Source organism: Rhodophyticola sp., from assembly GCF_965284195.1.
Lineage (GTDB): Bacteria > Pseudomonadota > Alphaproteobacteria > Rhodobacterales > Rhodobacteraceae > Rhodophyticola.
The window spans coordinates 1,376,099-1,399,581 of sequence record NZ_CBDIRM010000001.1; the positions used below are offsets into that span (position 1 = coordinate 1,376,099).

The 23,483-nt window shown below is 64.2% G+C and carries 20 protein-coding genes and 1 pseudogene; 16 read left to right on the plus strand and 5 right to left on the minus strand.

Going from position 1 to position 23,483, the window contains the following annotated elements; all coding sequences use genetic code 11:
- The first annotated feature begins 84 nt into the window (after positions 1 to 84).
- On the plus strand, positions 85 to 882 hold the full coding sequence (locus tag ACQ651_RS06860) for a methyltransferase domain-containing protein (protein ID WP_430448864.1): 798 nt from the start codon (positions 85 to 87) through the stop codon (positions 880 to 882).
- Here the strand turns inward: ACQ651_RS06860 and ACQ651_RS06865 are convergent.
- Together ACQ651_RS06865 and ACQ651_RS06870 are read right to left on the minus strand one after the other, a co-directional pair.
- Positions 792 to 1,894, minus strand: a protein-coding gene (locus ACQ651_RS06865) for an IS3 family transposase (RefSeq protein WP_430448865.1) whose coding sequence is annotated in 2 segments (ribosomal slippage) — positions 792 to 1,642 and positions 1,642 to 1,894 — 1,104 coding nt in all. Because the reading frame shifts where the segments join, the coding sequence is not laid out codon by codon here. The two genes, ACQ651_RS06860 and ACQ651_RS06865, sit on opposite strands and share 91 nt — an antisense overlap.
- Positions 1,895 to 2,306: 412 nt before the next feature.
- The gene (locus ACQ651_RS06870; protein WP_430448866.1) at positions 2,307 to 3,119 is read right to left on the minus strand and encodes an SDR family NAD(P)-dependent oxidoreductase; all 813 of its coding nucleotides are present in this window, start codon (positions 3,117 to 3,119) and stop codon (positions 2,307 to 2,309) included.
- A gap of 481 nt (positions 3,120 to 3,600) precedes the next feature.
- On the opposite strand from ACQ651_RS06870, the gene ACQ651_RS06875 reads away from it, so the two are divergent.
- The 7 genes and pseudogenes from ACQ651_RS06875 to ACQ651_RS06905 all read left to right on the plus strand — a co-directional run bounded on the left by ACQ651_RS06875 (position 3,601) and on the right by ACQ651_RS06905 (position 10,077).
- The gene (locus tag ACQ651_RS06875; protein ID WP_430448867.1) at positions 3,601 to 4,653 is read left to right on the plus strand and encodes an ABC transporter substrate-binding protein; all 1,053 of its coding nucleotides are present in this window, start codon (positions 3,601 to 3,603) and stop codon (positions 4,651 to 4,653) included.
- Positions 4,654 to 4,719: 66 nt separating this feature from the next.
- The gene (locus ACQ651_RS06880; RefSeq protein WP_430448868.1) at positions 4,720 to 5,811 is read left to right on the plus strand and encodes an ABC transporter ATP-binding protein; all 1,092 of its coding nucleotides are present in this window, start codon (positions 4,720 to 4,722) and stop codon (positions 5,809 to 5,811) included.
- A gap of 3 nt (positions 5,812 to 5,814) precedes the next feature.
- A complete protein-coding gene (locus ACQ651_RS06885) occupies positions 5,815 to 6,681 on the plus strand; it encodes an ABC transporter permease (RefSeq protein ID WP_430448869.1) in 867 nt (288 codons plus the stop codon).
- 1 nt (position 6,682) lies between these two features.
- Positions 6,683 to 7,522 carry an ABC transporter permease gene (locus ACQ651_RS06890; RefSeq protein WP_430448870.1) on the plus strand — a complete coding sequence of 280 codons (840 nt, stop codon included), beginning with the start codon at positions 6,683 to 6,685 and terminating at the stop codon, positions 7,520 to 7,522.
- Positions 7,523 to 7,549: 27 nt separating this feature from the next.
- Positions 7,550 to 8,434: pseudogene (locus ACQ651_RS06895) on the plus strand (NAD(P)-dependent oxidoreductase); the annotation flags it as partial.
- 115 nt (positions 8,435 to 8,549) lie between these two features.
- A complete protein-coding gene (locus tag ACQ651_RS06900; protein ID WP_227286045.1) occupies positions 8,550 to 9,314 on the plus strand; it encodes an SDR family NAD(P)-dependent oxidoreductase in 765 nt (254 codons plus the stop codon).
- Between the two features lies 1 nt (position 9,315).
- Positions 9,316 to 10,077, plus strand: a complete 762-nt coding sequence (locus ACQ651_RS06905; RefSeq protein WP_430448871.1) for a FadR/GntR family transcriptional regulator — start codon at positions 9,316 to 9,318, stop codon at positions 10,075 to 10,077.
- 133 nt (positions 10,078 to 10,210) lie between these two features.
- On the opposite strand, the gene ACQ651_RS06910 is transcribed toward ACQ651_RS06905, so the two are convergent.
- The 3 genes from ACQ651_RS06910 to ACQ651_RS06920 form a co-directional block, all read right to left on the minus strand.
- Positions 10,211 to 11,926 carry a choline dehydrogenase gene (locus ACQ651_RS06910; protein WP_227286047.1) on the minus strand — a complete coding sequence of 572 codons (1,716 nt, stop codon included), beginning with the start codon at positions 11,924 to 11,926 and terminating at the stop codon, positions 10,211 to 10,213.
- 62 nt (positions 11,927 to 11,988) lie between these two features.
- Positions 11,989 to 12,399, minus strand: coding sequence for a GlcG/HbpS family heme-binding protein (locus ACQ651_RS06915; RefSeq protein ID WP_227286048.1), 411 nt, complete (start codon positions 12,397 to 12,399; stop codon positions 11,989 to 11,991).
- Positions 12,400 to 12,527: 128 nt separating this feature from the next.
- Complete coding sequence (locus tag ACQ651_RS06920; RefSeq protein WP_375552432.1) at positions 12,528 to 13,412, minus strand: LysR family transcriptional regulator; 885 nt, start codon at positions 13,410 to 13,412, stop codon at positions 12,528 to 12,530.
- Positions 13,413 to 13,521: 109 nt separating this feature from the next.
- Here ACQ651_RS06920 and ACQ651_RS06925 point away from each other — a divergent pair, with 109 nt between their 5' ends.
- The 8 genes from ACQ651_RS06925 to ACQ651_RS06960 all read left to right on the plus strand — a co-directional run bounded on the left by ACQ651_RS06925 (position 13,522) and on the right by ACQ651_RS06960 (position 23,452).
- A complete protein-coding gene (locus ACQ651_RS06925) occupies positions 13,522 to 14,691 on the plus strand; it encodes a pyridoxal phosphate-dependent aminotransferase (protein WP_430448872.1) in 1,170 nt (389 codons plus the stop codon).
- The gene (locus ACQ651_RS06930) at positions 14,684 to 15,877 is read left to right on the plus strand and encodes an acyl-CoA dehydrogenase (protein WP_430448873.1); all 1,194 of its coding nucleotides are present in this window, start codon (positions 14,684 to 14,686) and stop codon (positions 15,875 to 15,877) included. Before ACQ651_RS06925 ends, ACQ651_RS06930 begins: the two co-directional genes overlap by 8 nt.
- Before the next feature lie 8 nt (positions 15,878 to 15,885).
- Positions 15,886 to 18,081 carry a dehydrogenase E1 component subunit alpha/beta gene (locus tag ACQ651_RS06935; protein ID WP_430448874.1) on the plus strand — a complete coding sequence of 732 codons (2,196 nt, stop codon included), beginning with the start codon at positions 15,886 to 15,888 and terminating at the stop codon, positions 18,079 to 18,081.
- Positions 18,081 to 19,109, plus strand: a complete 1,029-nt coding sequence (locus ACQ651_RS06940) for an ACP S-malonyltransferase (RefSeq protein ID WP_430448875.1) — start codon at positions 18,081 to 18,083, stop codon at positions 19,107 to 19,109. The genes ACQ651_RS06935 and ACQ651_RS06940 overlap by 1 nt, the downstream gene beginning before the upstream one ends.
- A gap of 10 nt (positions 19,110 to 19,119) precedes the next feature.
- On the plus strand, positions 19,120 to 20,616 hold the full coding sequence (amaB, locus tag ACQ651_RS06945; RefSeq protein WP_430448876.1) for an L-piperidine-6-carboxylate dehydrogenase: 1,497 nt from the start codon (positions 19,120 to 19,122) through the stop codon (positions 20,614 to 20,616).
- Positions 20,609 to 21,892 (plus strand): NAD(P)/FAD-dependent oxidoreductase, encoded by a 1,284-nt coding sequence (locus tag ACQ651_RS06950; protein ID WP_430448877.1) that lies wholly within the window; start codon positions 20,609 to 20,611, stop codon positions 21,890 to 21,892. The genes amaB and ACQ651_RS06950 overlap by 8 nt, the downstream gene beginning before the upstream one ends.
- A gap of 502 nt (positions 21,893 to 22,394) precedes the next feature.
- A complete protein-coding gene (locus ACQ651_RS06955; RefSeq protein ID WP_430448878.1) occupies positions 22,395 to 22,604 on the plus strand; it encodes a hypothetical protein in 210 nt (69 codons plus the stop codon).
- A 2-nt stretch (positions 22,605 to 22,606) separates the two neighbouring features.
- Complete coding sequence (locus ACQ651_RS06960; protein ID WP_430448879.1) at positions 22,607 to 23,452, plus strand: Hint domain-containing protein; 846 nt, start codon at positions 22,607 to 22,609, stop codon at positions 23,450 to 23,452.
- Positions 23,453 to 23,483: the final 31 nt, after the last annotated feature.

A 23,483-nucleotide genomic window follows, 5' to 3' on the forward strand; every position in this document is an offset into this window, starting at 1 on the left:
TGAGCCCAATCTCCCCGATTTCTGCAGGATGGCGAAAGTCGGCTTCCACTGTAGTATTCGGCAAAGACCAGGTTTCAAGGCCGAGTGAACATCGGCGATTTCACAACCACGCTGCCAACGGGAACTGCGCTTCAAATGAACGATGATGGATACTTTGGTGCAAAGGTCGCAAGAACCTATGATCAGGACCATGGTGGCAACGACCCGATCGTTATCGATCGTGTCGTCGCTTGCCTGAAGGAACTCGCTGGTACAGGCGAAGCTCTAGAGTTTGCCATAGGAACGGGGCGTATTGCGCTGCCGTTATCCGCGAGCGGCTGCAAGGTGAAGGGCATTGAGCTATCCAATGCAATGGTGGCGGAGCTCCGAAAAAAAGAAACCGATGGCTCCTTGCAGGTTGAGATCGGAGACATGGTATCTGCGCGCATACCGGGCGCATTTTCGCTCGTTTATCTGGTCTTCAACACGATCGACAATCTCGTCACGCAGGAGGCGCAAACTGCTTGCTTCGAGAATGCAGCAAGGCACTTGGTGCCTGGTGGACGGTTCCTGATCGAGACCCGCGTACCTCCTGTTCAACGCATCCCCTTTGGTCAAACCACTCTCGCATTTGCATGTGACGAGAAGCATATTGGGGTCGATGAGTTCGATTTGGTGAATCAAACATATACTTCAAACCATGTTTGGATGACCGGAGACCGGCACGAGTTTCTATCGATCCCATTTCGCTATGCATGGCCGAGTGAGATGGACCTTATGGCCTGGGGTTCACCCTGTTTTTGGTCCGGTCTTCATGCGACCTTTCGGGTTTCCTTCAGTTGGGCCGTAAATTCGTTCGGCGTCAAGTTTCCGAGCGACGAATGCGGCCTGGTTTCGTTGTAATCGGTTCTCCAACTGTTGATCCGGGTTCGAGCGTCGTCCATGGAAAGAAACCAAGACGCGTTGAGGCATTCCTGCCGAAGGCGGCTGTTGAACGCCTCGATGTAGGCATTGTCTGTTGGTTGCCCGGGTCTTGAGAAGTCCAACTCGACCTTGTTCAGGTAGGCCCACTGGTCGAGCAGCCGGCCGGCGAACTCCGGTCCATTGTCTGAGCGAATGCTTCGAGGTTTGCCCCTGATCCGCGCGAGCCGGTCCAGTTCGTCGATCACCTGGTAAGCCCGGAAGTTCGTCCTCGCAGAGGTCGCGAGAGCTTCTCTCGTAAAGCAATCCACGATGGTCAGAATCCGGAAGGGTTTCTCGTCGAACAGCCGGTCTGACATGAAGTCCATCGCCCAGACATCGTTCATGCCGTCGGCATTCGATCGGCCGGATCGGTATCGGCAGGCACGTCGTCGTTTCGGGCTTCGCGTCCGGATCGACAGGCCTTCTTCACAGTAAAGGCGATACAGGCGTTTGTGGTTCACCTGCCAGCCTTCGCGTTGCAGCAGGATATGCAGACGACGATATCCATACCGCACGCGGCTCTCGGCCAGTTCTTTCAGGCGCATCCGCAACTCCACCGCCGGATCACGCCTGGATTGATATCGGTGAGAAGCCCGCCCAAAGCCCATGGCATTACACGCCCGGCGCTCCGACACCTCAAACACGTCCTGATAGTGCCGGACAACCTCGCGACGGCGGACAGGCTTCACCACTTTTTTCGCAGCGCATCCTGAAGCATAGTCTTGTCCAGGGTCAGATCCGCGACCAGACGTTTCAGCTTGCCGTTCTCATCCTCGAGCTGCTTTAGCCTTCGGATCTCCGACACGCCCATGCCCGCATAGACCTTCTTCCAGCGATAGAACGTCGCTTCCGCAATCCCCATCTTTCGGCAAATCTCACCAACCGTGGTTCCGGCTTCCGCCTGCCTCAAGGCAAAGGCAATCTGCTCATCGCTAAAGCGTTTCTTCGGCATCGGTACACTCCTCTGTTGCCAGAAATGTACCCAAAATTTCGCACTCAGCTCGGACCAGTTGCAGGGGGCAAGACCAGGCCAAACTCGCGGGGCTTGAATTGGAATACCGGTGGGCCGACTGGGACAGATCGCCCTTCGACCATTTGAGCGCATCTCACATCTCGGTATGGCGAAAAGCAGACGTTTGATCGCCTAGCTTAAGCGTACGCTCCGTCCGCACACCGGCCGTTAGGGGCGTGGCCGCCTTGGCGCTTTGGCCTCTAGAGTAAAAGCAGGCCAAGTCATCCGGACCGCTTGGAGGTCGGAAAGAGGTCCCGCGCATCCGTAATGGAGCGCCCTTCGGCCTCGTCTGCTCACGCCCGGCACCTGCCGCAAGGACGCATTGCCGGACCTCTTCGGCCGGACCTCGCAGTCAGGCTTTCGCAAGCCAGCCATTGTCGACCACAACCGCCTCTCCATTCACGAAACGCGCGTCGTCGCTGGCCAGGAAAAGCGCCACATCGGCCACCTCCTCGGGCTCACAGATGCGCAATTGCGTCGCCGCCAGATCATCGTCGCTCCAATCGAAGCCAAGTGCCTGGAAGTCCTTGATTTCATTCAGACCATGCGGCGTGCGGACAAAGGCGGGACACACCGCGTTGCAGCGGATGTTGTCCTGCCTGTACTCCACGGCGATATTCATCATCATCGCCTGAACCGCAGCCTTGGAGACCCCGTAAAGCGCCTCCAGCGCAAAGCCGCGCATGGACGAGACCGAGGACATCAGGACAATCGCGCCGCCGCCCTCTGCGATCATTTGCGGGATCAGCCGGCGGGTGACCATGAAGGTGGATTTGACATTCACCGCCATGAGCCGGTCGAAATCCTCCTCGGTACATTCCACATAGGGTTTGACCAGAACGATGCCGGCGTTGTTGAACAGCAATTGCGCGGGCCCCAAGCTGGCTTTCGCCGTTTCGAGAGCGCTTTCGACGGCATCGACATCGGAGAGATCGACCGCGACGGCACAGGCGGTGGCGCCGAGGGCCGCGATTTCATGGGCGACCTCCTCTGCCCCGCTCTTGTTGCGGTCGAGTATCGCTACTCTGGCGCCTTCGGCGGCGAGCCTCAGAGCCTGTGCCCGGCCCATGCCGCTGGCCCCGCCCGTCACGAGGGCGGTCTTTCCCTCGAACCGATCCTGAAAAACACGGTGTGTGCTGACGGGTTGGTGGCTCTTGGCATCCATGATGGCTGACTCCCTCATATCACTAAAGGCATGGCTACCGTACCATTAGGAAGCAGCCTGCTGTCAACTGACGAACCCGCCTCACACCGGAAACCTGTATCTCCACCTTGGCCGGGGCTGGAAACTCTGCGCCGTTGCGAGGCCTTCGCGCCTCCGGCGGCGACTTAGACCGATCTGGAATAAGTGCTTTGGCGCAGTTTTGGTCTGATCGGCATTCGGAAGAAGATCCGGGCGCCACGCCCGGCGCGCGAACAGGAGGACCTTCTCATGGGCGGGCAAGGCCTTGGGCGCGGAAACCTTCGTCGGACCGGGTTGACACGAATCTCAAACTAAAATGGTATGTTGCGTATACCTTACTTTGGCTGCTCCGGTCTAACGGCCAGATCGCCTGCACAACCCAGTTGAGTTCTTGCCCGCGGTCGGCGCGCCGCCACGACAAAGCGCCGCACAGTCTTCACCGTCTCGCAAGGGAGCTACCGATATGGCCAAGACCACGCCACTTAAAACGATCCTCACGACATGCCTTGCCGCCGCCGTTGCCCTGCCCGCCTGGGCCGAGGGCGAGTTGAGCCTGCTGACCTGGGAAGGCTATGCCGATGACAGCTTCATCGCCGCATTCGAGGCCGAAACCGGCTGTCGCGTTTCGGCGACCTATGTGGGCTCCGGCGAAGAAATCATCGCCAAGATGGCGGCGGGCGGTGGGGTCTACGACCTGATCACGCCCGCCTCCGACATCACGAAACTGATCATCGAAGCCGGTTTCGTCGAACCCATCGACATCAGCCGGATCGACGAGTGGGAGAACATCTATCCCCAGTTCCGGGAACTCGACAACATCCAGATGGACGGCGAATACTACGCGATGCCCTACACCTGGGGCGCTATCGCGTTCATGTATCGCAACGATGCCTTCGAAACGCCGCCGACCTCCCTTGCAGCACTTTTCGACCCCCGGAACGAAGGCCGCATCGCGCTCTGGGACGACAAATCGGCAATCTATGTGGCCGCCCGCTATAATGGCGACACCAACATCTACACGCTCTCGGACGAGCAGATAGCGGCGGCGGTCGAGACGCTGATCGAGCAAAGGCCGCTGGTGCGCAGATACTGGTCCACCGCGGGCGAACTGGTCGATCTCTATGTCGGCGGCGAGGTCGATATCTCGAACACATGGGCGGGCTACCAGTCGGCGCTGATCGCCGCGGAAGGCATCGAGGTCACGGAGTTCATCCCGGAGGAAAACGCGGAAGGATGGATGGATTCCTGGATGATCGCCGACGGCTCCGCGGACAATGCATGCACCTACCCGTTCCTGAACATGCAACTCAGCGAACAGGGCCAGTGCGGGGTGGCCAATGTGAACGGCTACTCGGTCGCCAATCCGGTCGCCGCGCGCAACTGCATGACCGAAGAGCAGTTCGTCGCCCTGCATCAGGACGACCCGGCCTATCTGGACGCACTGCTGATGTGGCAACCCCTGGGCGACCGGATGGGCGCCTATGTGAACGCCTGGAATTCGGTCAAGGCGCAGTAACGACCGCAAGACAGGGGCCGGATCGGCCCCCTGCCCTTTCACGCAACTGGCAAGAGGCTCCGGCCCATGGCGGCGATCATCGAGCTTGACAGCATCAGCAAGCATTACGGGCCGGTGGTCGGTGTGAACCATGTGGATCTTGCCGTCGAAGACGGGGAGTTCCTGACGCTTCTGGGCCCCTCGGGATGCGGTAAATCCACCCTGTTGCGGATGATCGGCGGCTTCGAAGTGCCCACGGCGGGCACAATTCGCATCGCCGGGGCCGATGTCACCGCCGCGCCGCCGCAGCAGCGGGACGTCAACATGATGTTTCAGGACTACGCGCTCTTTCCCCATATGACCGTGGGCAAGAACATCACCTACGGGTTGGAGCGCAAGGGCATCAAGGGCACCGCCGCGCGGGACAAGGCGGAGGCGGCGCTGGAGCTTGTGGGGCTGTCCGGCATGTTCGAGCGTCATCCCCACCAGCTTTCGGGCGGTCAGCGTCAGCGGGTCGCCCTGGCCCGGGCCGTGGTGCGCGAGCCCAAGGTGATCCTCCTCGACGAGCCGTTATCAGCCCTGGATGCGAAGCTGCGCGAACAGATGCAGGTCGAACTGAAACACATGCATGAAAAGCTGGGCATCACCTTTCTGATGGTGACCCACGATCAGACCGAGGCGCTGGTGATGTCGGACCGGGTGGTGGTGATGGAGGCCGGCGAGATTGCGCAGGACGGCACACCCGAAGACCTTTATGAGCGGCCCGCCACCCCTTATGTGGCCAATTTCATCGGAACCACCAACTTTCTGAGCGCCAGGGTCGTGGCGTGCGGCGCCGGGCTGGTCACGCTGGAGGCGGGCAATCAAAAGCTGAAAGCCACGGATGTCATGCCCTTGGGCGGGCAAGCCATCGGGCAGATCGGGATCCGGCCCGAAAAGATGCAGATCCTGAAGGACACCGAGTGCCGGCCCGCCAATGTGTTGCCCGGAACCGTGGTCGAGACCATCTATCAGGGTCTGGCCCTGCGGACGGTGGTGCGCCTTTCCTCGGGCGAGGAGGTGCTGGTGGACGAGATGCTGCGCCAGGGCATGCTGCATTCCGACCATCCGCGTGAGGGGGACCCGGTCGCACTGGGGGTCGAGCCGCACAACGTCCTCCTCTTTGGCGCGGAGCGATAGGCGATGACCCTGCGCATAATCGACCGGATCGGCATGGGGTTCTTTCTGGGACTTCCGATCCTGTGGATCGTGCTTTTCATGCTGGTGCCCTACGGGGTGCTCCTGACCTACAGCTTCTGGATCAAGAGCTACCCGCTTTTCGAACCCGCCTTTCAGTTCGGCAATTACCTGACGCTGCTGAACGAACCGCAGTATCTGAGCGTCATTGGTCGGACCCTGAAGATCGCCGTGATAGTGTCGGTCACGGCGCTTGTTCTGGCCTATCCCTTTGCCTATTTCCTGGTCTTCCGGCTGAAGAACGCAACGATCCGCAAGGTGCTGTTTTTCGGCGTGATAGCGCCCCTCTGGGTGTCGTATCTGCTGCGCGCGTACCTTTGGAAGACGATACTTGGCACGCAAGGGGTGCTGAACAGCACGCTGATGGGGCTGGGGATCATCGGCGAACCGCTCGATGTGTTTCTCTACAGCCAGGCCGCCATGGTGATTACGCTCACCTATATCTTCATTCCGTTCATGGTGATGCCGATCTATGCGGCGCTGGAGAAGATCCCGCGCAACCTCGACGAGGCCTCCGCCGATCTGGGCCAAAGCTCCTGGACGACCTTCTGGCGGGTCACCGTGCCGCTCTCCCTGCCGGGCGTCGTCGCGGGTTTCACCCTGACATTCTGCCTGTGCTTCGGCGATTTCGTGGCGGCCTTTCTGGTCGGCGGGCCCGACGGCCTGATGGTGGCCAATGTCATCACCTCGCAATTCGGCGCAGCGCTCAACTGGCCGCTCGGGTCGGCTCTGGCGGTGGTGATGCTGGTGGTGGTTCTTGCAATCATCTCGCTGTCGGACAGGTTCGAACAGCGCGCGAGGGTGCAGTTCTGAGATGGCCGATATCGCTCTGACCCGCTCCAAGCCGCGCAAGCCCCCGCTGTCTATCCCGAAAGGCGCGGCGGACGGGGCCTTCATCACCTATGCCAGTCTTCTGCTGGCCTTTCTCTATATGCCGGTGGCGATTCTGATCATCTTCAGTTTCAACGACTCGCGGGTTCTGGCCTGGCCGCTCTCGGGCTTCACGCTGGACTGGTACAGGACGCTCTTTGCCAATGCGGACCTGCTGGAGGCCGTGGGAAACAGCTTTTACGTGGCCACCCTGTCGACGGCCCTGGCACTTTGCATCGGGATCCCCGCGGCCATGGCGCTGCACCGGTTCGCCTTTCCGGGCAAGGCGCTGTTTCGGCGGCTGCTGCTTCTGCCGATCGCCCTGCCCGGGATCGTCACCGGCATCTCGATGCTCAACTTCTTCAACCTCATGGGCTTCAACCTGAACCTGCACACGGTCGTTCTGGGCCATGCCACGGCCCTTCTGGCGGTGGTGGTCATCCAGGTATTTGCCCGGCTGCAGCGGCTTCCGCGATCCCTTGAAGAGGCCTCCTCCGACCTCGGCGCAAACGCGCTGGTCACCTTCTGGTATGTCACGCTGCCCAATATCAAGACCGCGATCGTCGGCAGCGGGCTTCTGGTCTTCGTCCTGTCCTTCGACGAAATCCCCGTGACCTTCTTTCTGACCGGGCGCGATAACACCCTGCCGATGTATATCTATTCCACCATGCGGCGCGGCGTGACGCCGGAAATCAACGCGGTCGGGACTTTGCTTATTCTGTTCTCGGTTGTCCTGATCCTCCTGGCGGCGTTCCTGACCCGGGCGCCGGGGCGGAAACGCTGAGGCAGCCGCAGAAGCCATGAACGAAACCCACCACAGGAAGGATCAGATATGTCTCTAGCGATCATAGGCTTAGGCAATATGGGCAGCGCCATCGCCGAGGCCGCGATAGCCGGCGGCCACCATGTGGCCGTATGGAACCGCACCGCCGACAAGGCCGCGACATTCGCGGACCGGGCCACGGTGGCCGAGAGCGTGGCCGAAGCCATTGCCGCCACCGATATACAGGTCTGGGTGCTGTCCGACTACGAGACGACCGAGGCCGTGCTTGCAGAGACAGACGTCTCCGCCGCCCTCGCCGGCAAGACCTTCGTGCAGCTATGCAGCGGCACCCCGGCAGAAGCACGCGCGCTCAGCGCGAAGGTGACGGATCTGGGCGCGCGGTATCTCGACGGCAAGATTTTCACCTACCCGGCCAGAGTCGGCGCCGAAATGACCCGTTTCGCCTATTCCGGTGACGAAGCGGTCTACAAGGCCTGCGCGCCGACGCTGATGACCTTCGGCGCGAGGTCAGGCTGGCTCGGGCCCGATCCGGGCTTTGCCGCGGCGGCAGACCTCGCCTGGCTGTCCTATCTTTACGGGTCCATGGTCGGTCTCTTTCAGGGCCTTGCCTTCACCCGGGCCGAGGGGATGCCGGACGAAGCGGTGTTCGGCTCCGTCCCGTCCTGGCTGGTGGAGATCGACGCGGAGGCCCGATACAGCAAGGACCTGATCGAACGGGGCGATTTCCACGGGGGGCAGGCGGAACTGGATGTGCATTTCGCGGCGATGCAGCACCTGCTGGACACCGCACAGGCCACAGGCATCTCCGACGCCTTTCCCAGGATGATCGTCGATGTCTTCGGCGAGGCGCTTGAGCGGGGGTATGGCGGCATGGAGATCACCGGCGGCCTAGACGTCTTCTGCAAACCCTAGCCGAGTATTTACTGCCCCTGCCCGATTGCGATAAGCTGGCCCGACTGAAAGGGCCGTTATGGCGGTGAGCCATCGCCGCCGACCCTTTCCTGATGTCAAACGGAGGCAGGACCGCTTGCAGCGCAGGAAGCTCGAGAACCTCGTCGCCGTGATCACCGGCGCGTCCAACGGCTGCGGCCGGGCTGCGGTGCGGGAGTTCATCAAGGAAGGTGCCGCCGTGGTGGGCGCCGACCGGGATGAGGAAAACGGGCATGCCCTGTCGGAGGAGTTGCAGAGCGACCGGTTTCTCTTCGTACCCGCCGATGTCTCCCGGTCCGGGCATGTGAAGGCGGTGGTGGAGGCGGCGCAGGCCAGCTTCGGCGGCATCGACATCCTGTTCAATCAGGCCGGCGAGATCCAGGTTCAGCCGCTTCTGCAGGTGACCGAGACCGATTTCGATTTTCTGATCAACAACAACGTGCGCAGCGTGGTCCTGATGACCCAGGCCTGCCTGCCCTCGATGCTGCAAAAGGGCCGCGGGGCGATCATCACGACCTCCTCGGTCTCCGCCTCGACGGCCACGCCGATGGAGGCGATCTATTGCACCACCAAGGCCGCGGTCACGCAGTTCACCCGCTCCGTCGCGGTGGAGTTCCGGGACCGGGGCATCCGATCCAACGTGATCAGCCCCGGCTTTGTGCGCACCAAACACGGCGAGTTCGAGATGGAGCAGTTGCGGCAACTGAACGTGCCCGCCAGCGAAGAGGATATCCGCACGCTGCAAGGGCGGATGTGCGAGCCCGAGGAGGTTGCCCGCGTCGCCGTTTTCCTGGCGTCCGACGACGCCAGTTTCATCAACGGGGCGGACATTACCGTCGACAACACATTTACAGTGATCTGAGATGTTCTGGACCGGCATCCGCATCGAAGGCGCACCCTTTCACGGCATCGCCTACGACCTGATCAAACGCCAGGTCGAGATCGGCGCGATGCGCCCGGGCGAGCAGTTTCCCGCAGAGCGCAAATTGTCGGAATCCCTGGGTATTTCGCGTGCGACCCTGCGCGAAGCGCTGAAACGGCTGGAGGCCGAGGGGTATCTGGTGTCCAGCCGGGGGGCCAAGGGGGGAAACTTTGTCGCCGACGAGGATCAGATCAATCATCTGGCCCACACCTCCCTGCTGACCCGGCCCGATATGGCGTGGCGCAGTCTGGAGTATCTCAAGGCAATCCTCGAAGAGGCCGCGGTGCTGAGCTGTGAACGGCGCACACCGGCCGATCTGGCCGCGCTCGAAACCGCGCTTGGCATGCTGGACCTGGCCCGGCAGGCGGGAGATCTCCGCGAGGCGCAATACCTGTTCTTCTCGACCCTAGGGCACAGTTCGCGGAACCCGTTTTTTGTGGAGGGGATCGAGCGAGCCCTCGCGGGTCTGAACACGCCCGTGCGCCCGGACAGCGTGGCGGATCGCGTGGCCGAATGGCGCCCGATCTGGCGCGCCCTTGCCGATGCGGTGGGTAACCGGCTGCCGGACGCGGCGGCGAAATCGGCGCGGCGTCTCTTTGACGTCAAGTCGCGTGAGGTGATCGCGGCCATGACCGCAACCGCGCTGAACGACCCGCCCGATGCAGATGGAAGCACCGAGGCGACCGAGGGTGCCCTGAACTGAGCAGCCGGTTCAGATGCCGCTCCGGACCGCTCGGGAGCAGCCTGTCTACGGGCGCCACAACCTCCCTGCGCAAGCGCATATCGGTCGCCGGTTCGGGCGCGCGATGTCTGACGGCCCATGGGCGCACAGGATCTCAGGCGGTCAGTTCGACCGGCGGGGTTTCATTACCCAGAACGCTGGTCCGTGACAGTGGCTCGCCGGTCGGCACCGGGACATCGGCCGGGGCCAGCAGCTGTTTGCCAAGGATCAGATCGGCGGCCCGCTCGGCAATCATGATCGTCGTGGCATTGGTATTGGCGCTGACGATCGAGGGCATCACGGAGGCGTCGACCACGCGAAGCCCCTCGGTCCCGTGAACCCGGAGTTCCGGGTCGACCACGGCCATCCGGTCCGTCCCCATCTTGCAGGTGCCGCAAAGGTGAAAATCGCCCGCGGTATTGTCGCGGATATAGTGGTCGAGCGCTTCACGGGAGGCCACGCCGGGCCCCGGGTCGACCTCCCTGACGCCAAACCGGGCATTGGCCTTCTGCGAGGCGATCAGCCGCCCAACCTCGATGGCGTTGCGCATTTGCTGCATGTCGTGGTCGGTCGAAAGGAAATTCGACATAAGGCGCGGTTGATCCATCGGGTTGGCGGAGCGCAGTTTCAGCCAGCCCGACCGTTCGATCCGGGTGGGGCCGATGCAATAGGTAAAGCCGTGCAAATCGGGGCTGAGACCGTCATCATGGTCCATCACAACCGGCAGGTACTGGATATACATATCCGGGTGTCGCACGGCGGGGTCGGAACGCACGAGGGCCGCGGCCTCCACATTGTTGGTGGCCCCGGCGCCGGACTGGGTGGTGACCCACTGCGCGCCGGTGAACAGCATCAGATCCTTGCGCATGTAGCGCGACATCGAAATGGGCTTGTCCACATGGAACTTCATGTAGACCAGCGGATGGTCCTGCATGTTCTGGCCCACGCCGGGCAAGTCGGTGCGGCAGTCGATCCCCATCTCGCGCAGGTGATCCGCCGGGCCGATGCCCGACAGCATCAGCATCTGCGGGCTGCCCGCCGCGCCCGTGGTCAGGATCACCTCCCGTTCGGCGCGGGCGGAATATCCGTGGTCCCCGAAGCGGGAGAAGTTGACCCCCACGACCCGGTTGCCTTCGTGGATCAGACCGCTGGCCTGGGCCTGGTCGATCACGGTGAGGTTCTTGCGGTGCCGGTTGGGGCGGATATAGGCCTGCGCGGTGGAGGCGCGCACGCCGTTGTGGACGTTCATCTGGAGGTGCCCCATCCCCTCGGGCTGGGCACCGTTCAGATCGTCGGAAACCGGATAACCGGCCTCAGAGCCCGCCTCGATGAAGGCGTCATAGAGCGGGGTGGGAAAGCTGCCCTTCCGGACCGAGATCGGCCCCGAGCCGCCGCGATAGGTGCCTTCACCGCCTTCCCATCGCTCCAGACGCTTGTAATAGGGCAGAACATTCTGCCACGACCAGCCCGCCGCGCCCTCGTCGACCCAACGCTGGAAATCCAGCGGATGCCCGCGCAGAAAGACCATGCCGTTGATGCTGGACGAACCGCCAAGCACCTTGCCTCGCGGCTGGAAGATGCGGCGGCCGTGCATCGTGGGCTCGGGCTCCCCCTCCATCATCCAGTTGTATTTCTCGTTTCGCCAAACCCAGTCGAAGGCGGCGGGCATTTCGATCTTCCAGTAATCCGTGAGCCCGCCACGGCTCTTGCCCGCCTCGATCAGCACGACCCTGATCGTGGGATCCTCGGACAATCGGGCCGCCAGAGCGCAGCCGGCGGAGCCACCCCCGACCACGACATAGTCGGCAATTGCGGTCTTGTCCTTGTCCATCGCGACACCCTTTCGGCCGTGGGTTCTGAAGCTGTGGCGCGCCCTGCCCGCCGGTCCGAGTTTCAGCCCGGGAAGGCGGCCAGCATGGCCTGTGCGATCAGCACGTCATGCTCCACCGGCCCGCCGGAAACACCAACGGCACCAATGCACCTGCCCGCCCTTTCGACCGGAAAGCCACCTGCGATGGCGGTGAAGCTGCGCCCGCGCCCGGCCGTTTCCAGGTTGAAGATCTCACCGCCCGGCTGGACATCCGCCGACAGATCGCCATTGGGCATCTTGAAGGCGGCGGCGGTGTAGGCCTTGGTCAGCGCGATCTCGGCGGTGCCGAACATCGCCTCGTCGCTGCGGGCAAAGCCTGCGATATTGCCGCCCTGATCGACGATCGAAACGCAGGAGGGCTCCTCCAGCTCGGCGGCCTTGGCCAGTCCGGCGGCCAGCATCGCCATGATCTCGTCGCTGGTGATGTCAGTCATGTCCGTGATCTCCCCAATGGTTCTTAATATAGACCATTGTGGGAGTGGCGCGGTCTGTCAAGCCGAAATCCCTCAACCATCCCGCCGGCGAAATGCGCAGGCCGGCGCAACGCCGGACGTGCCGCATCTCACGCCACAGGCGCGTCCAGCCAGGCGATGAGCTTTTCCAGCGCCGCACTTGGCTGCGAATTCGCTTGCCAAACAAGGTAGTAGGCCCCGCCCGCCGGGACGGGCCTGTCATCCAGAGGCGCCAGGCGACCGGCGGCGATCTCTGCCTCTGCCAGATATTCCGGCATCAAGGCGACGCCAAGCCCCGCCGCCGTGGCCGCCGCAAGGCTGGCGAATTGGTCAAAAACCATACCTCTGAGCCGGGTCGCAGGTACGCCCTTGGCCGCAAACCACTCCTCCCAACCGCCCGGCCGGCTGTCGAGATGCAAAAGCCGGGCATTGAGCAGAGACGCAGGCTCGGGCAGTGCGGCGGGTGCCGCCGAGGCCGCGCAGACCGGGACCATCCGCTCCCGCGCCAGTTCCAGATACCTGACCCCGGGCCAGTCCCGCGCGCCGTAGTGCAAGGCCGCATCGAAGCTTTCGAGGTCGAAATCGAAGGGCGAGAGGCGCGCGCGCTGGTTGATGTAGATATCCGGGTTCCGGTCGCAGAACCCCTTGAGCCGGGGGGTCAGCCAGACCGCGCCGAAGGTGGGCAGGACGGCAAGGTTGATGATATCGCGGTTCCCGCCCGCCTTGATCTCCAGCGAGGCTTTGGCGAGGCCATGCAGGACCTGACGCACCGAGGCCGCGTAGCGGGCCCCCGCCTTGGTCAGCGCGAGCCCCTTGCCATCCCGGACGAACATCGACACGCCCAACTGCTCTTCGAGCACCTTCAGCTGACGGCTGATCGCAGAATGGGTGAGCGACAGTTCCTCCGCCGCGGCAACCGCGGTGCCAAGCCGGTCGAACGCCTCAAGCGCGAGCAGCGAACTGATCGAGGGCAGAAATCGCCGGGGCGCGATCATGTGACGAATCCTCCAACCATTGTTCAGAACCTTCAATATTCCATGGTGAGTGGTTTTGGTAGGTTGGCGGTACAAGTCAGTTTCAGGGCGCGTCAGGGGGACAGGGATCATGGCGTTTCACCGGGCAAAGCGCATCGCGGCGATCGAGGTATCCGAGATCGCCCGCCTGACCGAGGCCGCGGCTGAAATGCGGGCCAAGGGCATCGATGTTGTGGCGCTGTCGACCGGAGAGCCGGACTTTGCAACGCCCGCCCATGTGATCGAGGCCGCCCATGCCGCCGCCCTGCAAGGCCAGACCCGTTATCCCGCAACCCGTGGCACAGCGCCCCTGCGCGCAGCCATCGCGGAGGTCGCGGGGGCCGACCCGGCCGAGGTGATTGTCTCCACCGGGGCCAAGCAGGTGCTGGCCAACGCCATGCTCGCCAGTCTCGATCCCGGGGACGAGGTGATCATCCCCGCGCCCTACTGGACCAGCTATCCCGATATTGTGGCCATGGCCGGGGGGCGGCCGGTGGCAGTGGCCTGCCCGATGGCGCAGGGCTTCAAGCTGACGCCGGAAGCACTGGCCGCCGCCATTACGCCCCGTACCCGCTGGCTGGTCCTGAACACCCCCTCCAACCCCTCCGGCGCGCTTTATTCAGAGGCCGAGCTCGGCGCTCTGGCGGAGGTTCTGGGACAGCATCCAGATATCATGGTGCTGGCCGATGAAATCTACGCCCATCTGGCCTATACCGCCTTCCGGTCGTTCCGGGACGTGGCCCCCGCCCTGCGGGACCGCGTTCTGATCGTCAACGGCGTGTCGAAGGCCTATGCCATGACCGGCTGGCGGATCGGCTGGGGGATCGGGCCGCGCCCGCTGATCGACGCGATGACCGCGGTGCAGGGGCAGATCACCTCGGGCGCCTCGTCGATATCGCAGGCCGCGGCGCTGGCCGCGCTTACCGGTCCGCAGGACCTGCTGGCCGAGCGGCTGGCCGTGCTGCGCGACCGGCGCGACGGCGTCGTGGCGCGACTGGCCGCGATGCCGGGGTTCAGATGCCCGGTACCCGATGGCGCCTTCTACGTCTTTCCCAATGTGGAGGACGCCATGGCCCGGCTCGGCTTCGACACCGATGGGGCCTTTTGCGCGGCCCTCTTGGAGCACCGGCAACTGGCCGTGGTGCCGGGCAGCGCCTTCGGGCTGCCGGGGCATCTGCGGCTTTCCTTCGCCTATTCCACCGAAGATCTCGATCGCGGCCTGAGCCGTATCGCCGAATTTCTGGGAGCCGAGCATGCTTGACGTGGCCATCCCCACCTTCGATCCCAAGGATCCGTTCCTGCTGACCGGGCAACTTGAGGAAGAGGAGCGGCTGATCGCCGAAAGCGCCCGCGCCTTTTGCCGGGAGCATTTGGCCCCGCGGGTGAAAAAGGCCTACGAGACCGAGGAGTCGGACCGCACCATCCTCCAGGAGATGGGCGCCCATGGACTGCTCGGCGTGACCCTGCCCGAAAGCGACGGAGGCCTGGACGCGGGCTATGTCGCCTATGGGCTGATCGCCCGCGAGGTAGAGCGGATCGACAGCGGCTATCGCTCCATGATGTCGGTGCAGTCGAGCCTCGTGATCCACCCGATCCACGCCTATGGCAGCCGGGCTCAGCGCGACAGATACCTGCCAAAGCTGATCAGCGGGGAATGGGTCGGCTGCTTTGGCCTGACGGAGCCCGATGCCGGATCGGATCCGGGCGGGATGACCGCCCGCGCGGAAAAGATCAAGGGCGGCTACCGTCTGACCGGCAGCAAGACGTGGATTTCGAACGCCCCCATCGCGGATGTCTTCGTGGTCTGGGCCAAATCCGATGCCCATCAGGGCAAGATCCGCGGCTTTGTGCTGGAGCGCGGAATGGCGAAGCTTTCGGCACCCCGGATCGGCCACAAGCTGTCGCTGAGGACTTCGGTCACCGGCGAGATCGTGATGGACGGGGTGGAGGTCGGCGACGACGCGCTCCTGCCGGGGGCGGAAGGGCTCAAGGGGCCCTTCGGCTGCCTGAACCGCGCGCGCTACGGCATTGCATGGGGCGTCATGGGCGCGGCGGAGGCCTGCTGGCATGCGGCCCTGCAATACGGCCTCGACCGTGTGCAGTTCGGCAGGCCGCTCGCCGCCACGCAGCTTTACCAGAAGAAGCTCGCCGACATGCAGACGGAGATCGCGCTTGGCCTGCAGGCCAATCTGCGGGTGGGACGGCTCTTTGACGAGAACCGTGCCGCGCCGGAAGTGGTCTCGCTGATCAAGCGAAACAACTGCGGCAAGGCCCTCGACATCGCCCGCGCCGCCCGGGACATGCACGGAGGCAATGGGATTTCCGGCGAATTTCCGGTGATGCGGCACATGATCAACCTTGAGACGGTGAACACCTATGAGGGGACGCATGACATTCACGCCCTGATCCTCGGGCGCGCGCAGACCGGGCTTCAGGCGTTCATGTGAGGTTGGCCATGGATCGTGCAAGCATCGTTCACGAGGCCTTTCTCGGCCGGGTCGCCGCCGGCGACCTGCCCCCCGGCGTTCCGGCGAGCGGGCCGCTGACGCCGGAACTGGCGGTGTCGATCTATCGGTCGGGGTGCCTGTCGCGGGCGCTCGACCGGATCAGCCGGGAGATGCAGGCGCAAAAACAGGGGTTTTACACCATCGGGTCCTCGGGGCACGAAGGCATGGCGGCGGTGGCGGCGGCGCTGCGGCCCACAGATCCGGCCTTTCTGCACTACCGCGATGCGGCGTTTCAGATCCAGCGCGCGGGGCAGGTGCCCGGCCAGTCGGTAACCTGGGACATGCTTTTGTCTTTCGCATGCTCGTCGGAGGATCCGATCTCGGGCGGGCGGCACAAGGTTCTGGGCTCGAAAGCGCTGAACATTCCGCCGCAGACCTCGACCATCGCCAGCCACCTGCCGAAGGCGGTCGGTGCGGCCTACGGGATCGCCGCAGCCCGGCGCAACCCGCCCGAACACACCGCCTTTGCCGAAGACGCCATCGCCTTCTGCAGCTTCGGTGACGCCTCGGCCAACCACTCCACCGCGCAGGGGGCCTTCAACACAGCGGCCTGGACCGCCTATCAGGGCGTACCGCTCCCTCTTCTCTTCTGCTGCGAGGACAACGGGATCGGGATTTCGGTCAAGACGCCCGAGGGCTGGATCAAGGCGACCTTCTCGCGCCGCCAGGATCTTGCCTATTTTGCCTGCGACGGGCTGGATATCTACGACACATACGCCACGACCCGGGCCGCGGCGGAGTATGTACGCAAGCGGCGCAAACCCGCGTTTCTGCACGTCCGAACGGTCCGGCTTTACGGCCATGCGGGCGCGGACGTGGCCAGCGCATATCTGTCGAAGGCCGAGATCGAGGCCGATGAGGCCAACGATCCACTGCTCCATTCGGTGCGCCTGCTGGGGGAGGCCGGGGCGCTGGACCGCGCCTCGGCCCTCCGGATCTACGAAGAGACCGACGCGCGGGTCCGGCGGGTTGCCGCCCGGGTGGTGACCCGCCCCCGGCTGCAAACCGCCGAGCAGGTCATGGCAAGCCTCATCCCTCCGCCGCGCGTCTGTGCGCCGCTGATCGGCCCCGAACCAGAGACGCGGGCGCAGGTCTTTGGCAGCGATCTCAATGCCATGGTCCAGCCCCAGCCCATGTCCAGGCTGATCAACTGGGCCCTCACCGATCTCATGCTGGAGCATCCGGAAACGGTGCTGATGGGCGAGGATGTGGGCCGCAAGGGGGGCGTCTACGGCGTCACGCAAAAGCTTCATGGCCGGTTCGGGGCGCATCGGGTGATCGATACCCTGCTCGACGAACAGTCGATCCTCGGGCTGGCGATCGGCATGGCCCATAACGGCTTTGTCCCGATCCCCGAGATCCAGTTCCTCGCCTATCTGCACAATGCGGAGGACCAGATCCGGGGAGAGGCGGCCACCCTGCCCTTCTTCTCCAACGGCCAGTTCACCAACCCGATGGTGATCCGCATCGCGGGCCTGGGCTACCAGAAGGGCTTCGGCGGCCATTTCCACAACGACAACTCGCTGGCGGTGCTGCGCGATATCCCGGGCGTCATCCTCGCCGTGCCGTCCGACGGGGCCGTTGCCGCGCGGATGCTGCGCGAATGCGTCCGTCTGGCCCGCGAGGAGCAGCGCGTCGTGGTCTTTGTCGAACCCATCGCGCTCTATCCCACGCGGGATCTGCACCAGCCCGGCGATGACGGCTGGATGCGGCTTTATCCGGATCGGGACGCGCGGATCCGTTTTGGCGAGGTCGGGGTCCATGGCACCGGGACGGATATGGCGATCGTGACCTTCGGCAACGGCACCTACATGGCGCACCAGGCGCTGCCTCGGATCGGCGCGGCGGGCATTTCCGCCCGGGTGATCGACCTGCGCTGGCTGGCGCCGCTCCCCCTTGCCGCGCTGGATGCCGCTGTCGCGGGCTGCGACAGGGTGCTGATCGTCGATGAAACCCGGGCCTCCGGCGGAGTGGCCGAGGCGCTGATGACACATTTTGCAGAAAAAGGGCTTCACGCGACACGGCGGCTGACGTCTCTGGACAGTTTCATCGCCACCGGCCCCGCCTATGCCGCCACCATGCCCTCGGCAGAGGGGATCGTGGACACCGCCCGCGCCTGGGCCGGCGCAAAGGTCCGCGCCTGATGCGGACGGCGGTGGTCATCTGCCCCGGCCGGGGAACCTACAATGCATCCGAACTGGGATATCTGGCCGCGCATTTTCCCGATGCGGACGTGATGGCCGATTTCGAAAACCAGAGGCTGGCGGGCGATCAGCCGTCGCTGGCGTCGCTTGACGGGGCCGACCGCTACAGCGCCCGCACCCATGGCCGGGGCGACAACAGCGCAGCGCTGATCTATGCGGCCTCCCTCGGCGATTTCCTGGCGCTGGACCGCTCCGGAATCGAGGTGGTCGCGGTCACCGGCAACTCCATGGGGTGGTACACCGCGCTCGCCTGTGCCGGCGCGCTCAGCGCCGCAGACGGCTTCCGGGTGGCCAACACCATGGGCGGGCTGATGCAGGCCGCGATGATCGGCGGCCAGATGGTCTACCCATGGGTCGGCGAGGACTGGGTTCCGGAGCCGGGCGTCAGGACCACTTTGCTGAACCTGATCGCCGAGATCGGCAGCCGCCCGAACCACAGCCTCGCCCTTTCGATCGATCTGGGCGGGATGCTGGTGGTGGCGGGCGACACGGCGGGGCTCGCCGCCTTCGAGACTGCTGTGCCCCGGCGGGAGGACCGGTTTCCCATGCGGCTGGCCAACCATGCGGCCTTTCATACCGCGCTGCAGGCTCCGGTTGCGGCCCGGGCGCGCGCGACACTGCCGGCTACTCTCTTCGGTCAGCCCGCGCTGCCCGTGATCGACGGGCGGGGCGCGATCTGGTGGCCCGGGGCCAGAGCGCGGGACACTCTCCGCGACTACACATTGGCGGCGCAGGTGACCGAAACCTATGATTTCACCAGAGCCGTGGCGGTCGCCGCCCGGGAGTTCGCGCCCGATCTTTTCGTCATTTTGGGCCCGGGCACGACCCTGGGCGGCGCCGTCGCGCAGGCGTTGATCCTCGCAGGCGTGCAGGGGCTGGCCAACCGGACCGATTTCAAAGACCTTCAATCCAGAGAGCCGCTTGTGCTGTCCATGGGACGGCCCGATCAACGCGCGCTTGTTACCTAAGGAGAGTGCCATGCAGCATCTAGCAATTCTGAAGTCCTTCGATCTGGCGACCCCTGTGCCTGCCGAAGGCGGGTTCCCGTCCCGGTCCCCCATCGACGGCAGCGAGCTGGCCCGGGTGCCGGGCACCCCGCTGAGCGAGATGCCCGAGGTGATCGCCCGATCCCGGAAAGCGTTTCAGGCCTGGCGCAGGGTTCCGGCCCCCCGCCGGGGAGAACTCGTGCGGCTTCTGGGCGAGGAGCTGCGCCGGGCCAAGGCCGATCTGGGCGGGTTGGTCACCCTTGAGGTGGGCAAGATCGTCTCGGAGGGTCTGGGCGAAGTGCAGGAGATGATCGACATCTGCGATTTCGCCGTGGGCCTGTCGCGCCAGCTTTACGGGCTCACCATCGCCTCGGAGCGCCCGGGGCATGCCATGCGCGAAACCTGGCATCCCATCGGGCCCTGCGGGGTGATCTCGGCCTTCAACTTCCCGGTGGCCGTCTGGTCCTGGAACGCCGCGCTGGCGCTGGTGTGCGGCAACCCGGTGATCTGGAAGCCGTCGGAAAAGACGCCCCTGACCGCGCTGGCCTGCCAGGAGATCTTCAACCGCGCCCTTGCCCGGTTCGGCGATGACGCGCCCGCCGACCTCCTGCAGGTGGTCATCGGTGGGGCAGACCTGGGCGAAAGCCTTGTCGACAGCAAGGATGTTCCCGTCCTGTCGGCCACGGGCTCCACCCGGATGGGCGCCATCGTCGGGCCACGGGTCATGGCGCGATGGGGCCGCCCGATCCTTGAGCTGGGCGGCAACAACGCGATGATCGTCGCCCCCTCGGCGGATCTGGATATGGCCGTGCGCGCCATCGTGTTCTCTGCGGTCGGCACCGCGGGCCAGCGCTGCACCAGCCTGCGCCGCCTGATCGTGCACCGCGACATCAAGGAGGCGCTTCTGGCCAAGCTGAAGTCGGCCTATGCCAGCCTGCCCGTCGGCGACCCGCGCGAGGCGGGCACGCTGGTGGGCCCCCTGATAGACGCAGACGCCCTGGCCGCGATGCAGGCCGCCCTTGATGCCGCCCGGTCCGAGGGCGGCACGGTCTATGGCGGCGAGGTGCTGGAGGCGGTGTCCGGTGGAGCCTATGCGGCCCCGGCACTGGTGGACATGCCCGCCCAGACCCGGACTGTGGAGGCGGAGACCTTTGCTCCGATCCTCTACGTCATGACCTATTCCGACTTCGCCGAGGCCATCGAGATGCAGAATGCCGTTCCACAGGGGCTCAGCTCCTGCGTCTTCACCCTCAACCTGCGCGAGGCCGAACTCTTCATCTCCGCCGAAGGCTCCGACTGCGGTCTGGCCAATGTCAATATCGGCCCGTCGGGCGCGGAAATCGGCGGTGCGTTCGGTGGCGAGAAGGAAACCGGCGGCGGCCGCGAAAGCGGCTCGGACGCTTGGAAAGGCTATATGCGCCGCCAGACCAGCACGGTGAACTACTCCGACGCATTGCCCCTGGCCCAGGGCGTCCGCTTCGATGTCTGATCCGGGCGGCAACCTCTGGACCCATAGCGCCGAGGAGGCCGTTTCCGCCCCGCCCCTGAACGCGGACACACAGGCCGATCTGGTGGTGATCGGGGGCGGCTACACCGGTTGCGCCGCGGCGCTGGAGGCCGCGCGGCAGGGGGCAAAGGTCGTTCTGCTTGAGGCGGAGACCATCGGCCATGGCGGATCGGGGCGCAATGTGGGGCTGGTCAATGCCGGTCTCTGGTTGCCGCCTGACGAGATCGTCAAGGCGCTGGGGGCCGATGCGGGGGGCCGGCTGATCGATGCGCTGGGGCGCGGCCCGCAGATGGTCTTCGACCTGATCGCCCGGCACGGGATCGATTGCGAAGGCAACCGCAACGGCACCCTGCATCTGGCCCACGGGCCCACGGGTCTGGAGGATCTGCGCAACCGCTTTCGTCAGGGCAACCGCCACGGCGCGCCGCTTCAGCTTCTCGACAAGGCCGAGACGGCACGGCGCACGGGCACGGCGGCATTTCACGGCGCGCTCTTCGATCCACGGGCCGGCACGATCCAGCCCCTGGCCTATTGCCGGGGCCTCGCCCGCGCGGCGCAAGACGCGGGCGCCGCCCTGCACGGCCGGAGCCCGGTGGAGCGGATCGCGCGGGAGGCCGAGGCATGGTGCGTCACCGCGGGCGGCCACAGCGTGCGGGCGGGGGCGCTGCTTCTGGCGACCAATGCCTACCACCGGTCGATGAAAGGCATCGCCGCGCCGCAGTTCATCCGCGTCAACTACTGTCAGTTCGCCACCGCGCCCCTGCCGCCCTCGATCCGCGCACAGATTCTGCCCGGCGGCGAGGGATGCTGGGACACTGCGCTGGTGATGAGTTCCGTTCGTACCGACCGGGCGGGACGGCTGATCGTCGGCGGTATGGGCGACAGCGAAGGATTTGGCGGGCGCGCCCACAAAAGCTGGGCGCGGCGCAAGCTGGCCAGCCTTTTCCCGGACATCGCTGAGGCACAGATCGAACACCAGTGGTCCGGACATATCGCGATGACCTCCGACCATATTCCAAAGATACTCGACATCGGACCGAATGCGCTGGCCGTTTTCGGCTATTCCGGACGTGGCATAAGCCCCGGCACGGTATTCGGGACAGCCGCCGCAAGGAGCCTCCTCCGGCCAGAAACCGGCGCCGCGCTTCCCGTTCAGGTTCAGGACAGGCATATCGAGCGGTTTTCGGTCGCAAGAAGCTATTACTATGAGATCGGGGCGACACTCGCCCACGGGATCTCGGCCGCAACGGGGCGCTAGGGGCCTTCTGCACGCTGATACGTGGCACATCGATTCTGCGCCATGTCACGGGCGGTGTGCCGGTGGTGATGTTGGCCGAAAGCCACCCGCGCCCGCAAATCGCATCCGCGGACTGGTTTGAGCCCGGAACGCCCGTTGGAGCGGCACCAAACCGGGCGCTCAATGCTCATCGATGCCTGCGTGATCGGAAGCCTGTCACCCTCACCATATTGCACTTGTCCTTGACATCTCATTCATTTTGATTGACTAAACGCGAATCGCGCGGACCTGTCCTGGCACATCGGCAAGGGCACCAAGCGGGATCACCGACGCAGCCGCAGCAGACACCAAGGCAAGCAAGCCGCTTGTGGGTCTGGCGCGGTCAAATCGGTGAAATGTTAAGCAGTTTCTTCATATTGGCCGATCCCCGCCGGAAAGCTGACATAGTTTGTTCATCTTTCGCGCCTAGCACAGCCTTGGGTCGATGTGTGGAAAACGCATCTGTAGTAAAGGGTAAAATGCAATGGCAGACTATCAACTTCTCGTCTTCTCGTGGAACGATCTCTTCCCGGGCCTGACTCAATCCGGCACTGCGAGCAGCCTTGTCGGCCAGACCTTCACCTTCAATGGCGGTGGCGACATCGTTACATACCGCGACACGGACCAGTTTCAGGCAGTTTCGGAGACCACGGTTTCGTTACGAACCAGATTATCGGCAATATCGACGGCGTGAACGTGGATAACGCCCAGGTAAACCCGGAATACACGTTTACGGTGCAGGACTCCGCCGGCAACACTGTCGGCAAGATATGGGCCATCACACCAAACAACAACAATCTCTCGGACGTCGTTGCGTTCACCCTCGATTTTGAGCCGACCAAGGGCGAAACCTATACTCTTTCTCGGTTCAACGACACCGATGCGACGCCTTACAGCAACCTCTACGTGTGTTTCGCGAGCGGCACGTTGATCGACACGGACCGTGGGCCGGTCAAGGTCGAGGATATCCGGCCCGGTGACAAGGTCATGACCCGCAATAACGGCGCACAGCCCGTGGTCTGGACCGGGGAGCGAAGGCTGAGCTATCAGCATCTCGCCTTCCACGGCAAGACCCGCCCGATCCTGATCGAGGCCGGGGCTCTTGGTGCCGGCTCGCCGTCCCAGCCGCTCGTCGTCTCGCCGCAGCACCGCGTGGTCATCTCCTCGAAGATCGTCAAACGCATGACGGGCGAGGACGAAATGATGATCCCCGCCAAGAAGCTGCTTGAACTGGATGGCGTCGAACAGATCGTCCCCGACACCGGCGTGATCTATCACCACGTCCTGTGCGAGACCCATGAAGTCATCACCGCCAACGGTGCGCTGGCCGAAACGCTGTTTCTGGGGGAGCAGGCGACCGAGATGCTCAGCCCCGAGCACCGGCAGGAAATCGAAACCCGTTTTCCGGGCCTCGCCGACCGGATGGAGATGCATCCGCTGGCAAGATCGGATCTCGAAAATCGTGGAAAGATCGAGAAACTCGTCAGCCGGCACGCCGCGAACCACAAGGAAATCGCGGAGAGTTCCGCCGCGGCGCTCTAGGCCACGCGACCTGTCGGGATTCAGCCGAGGA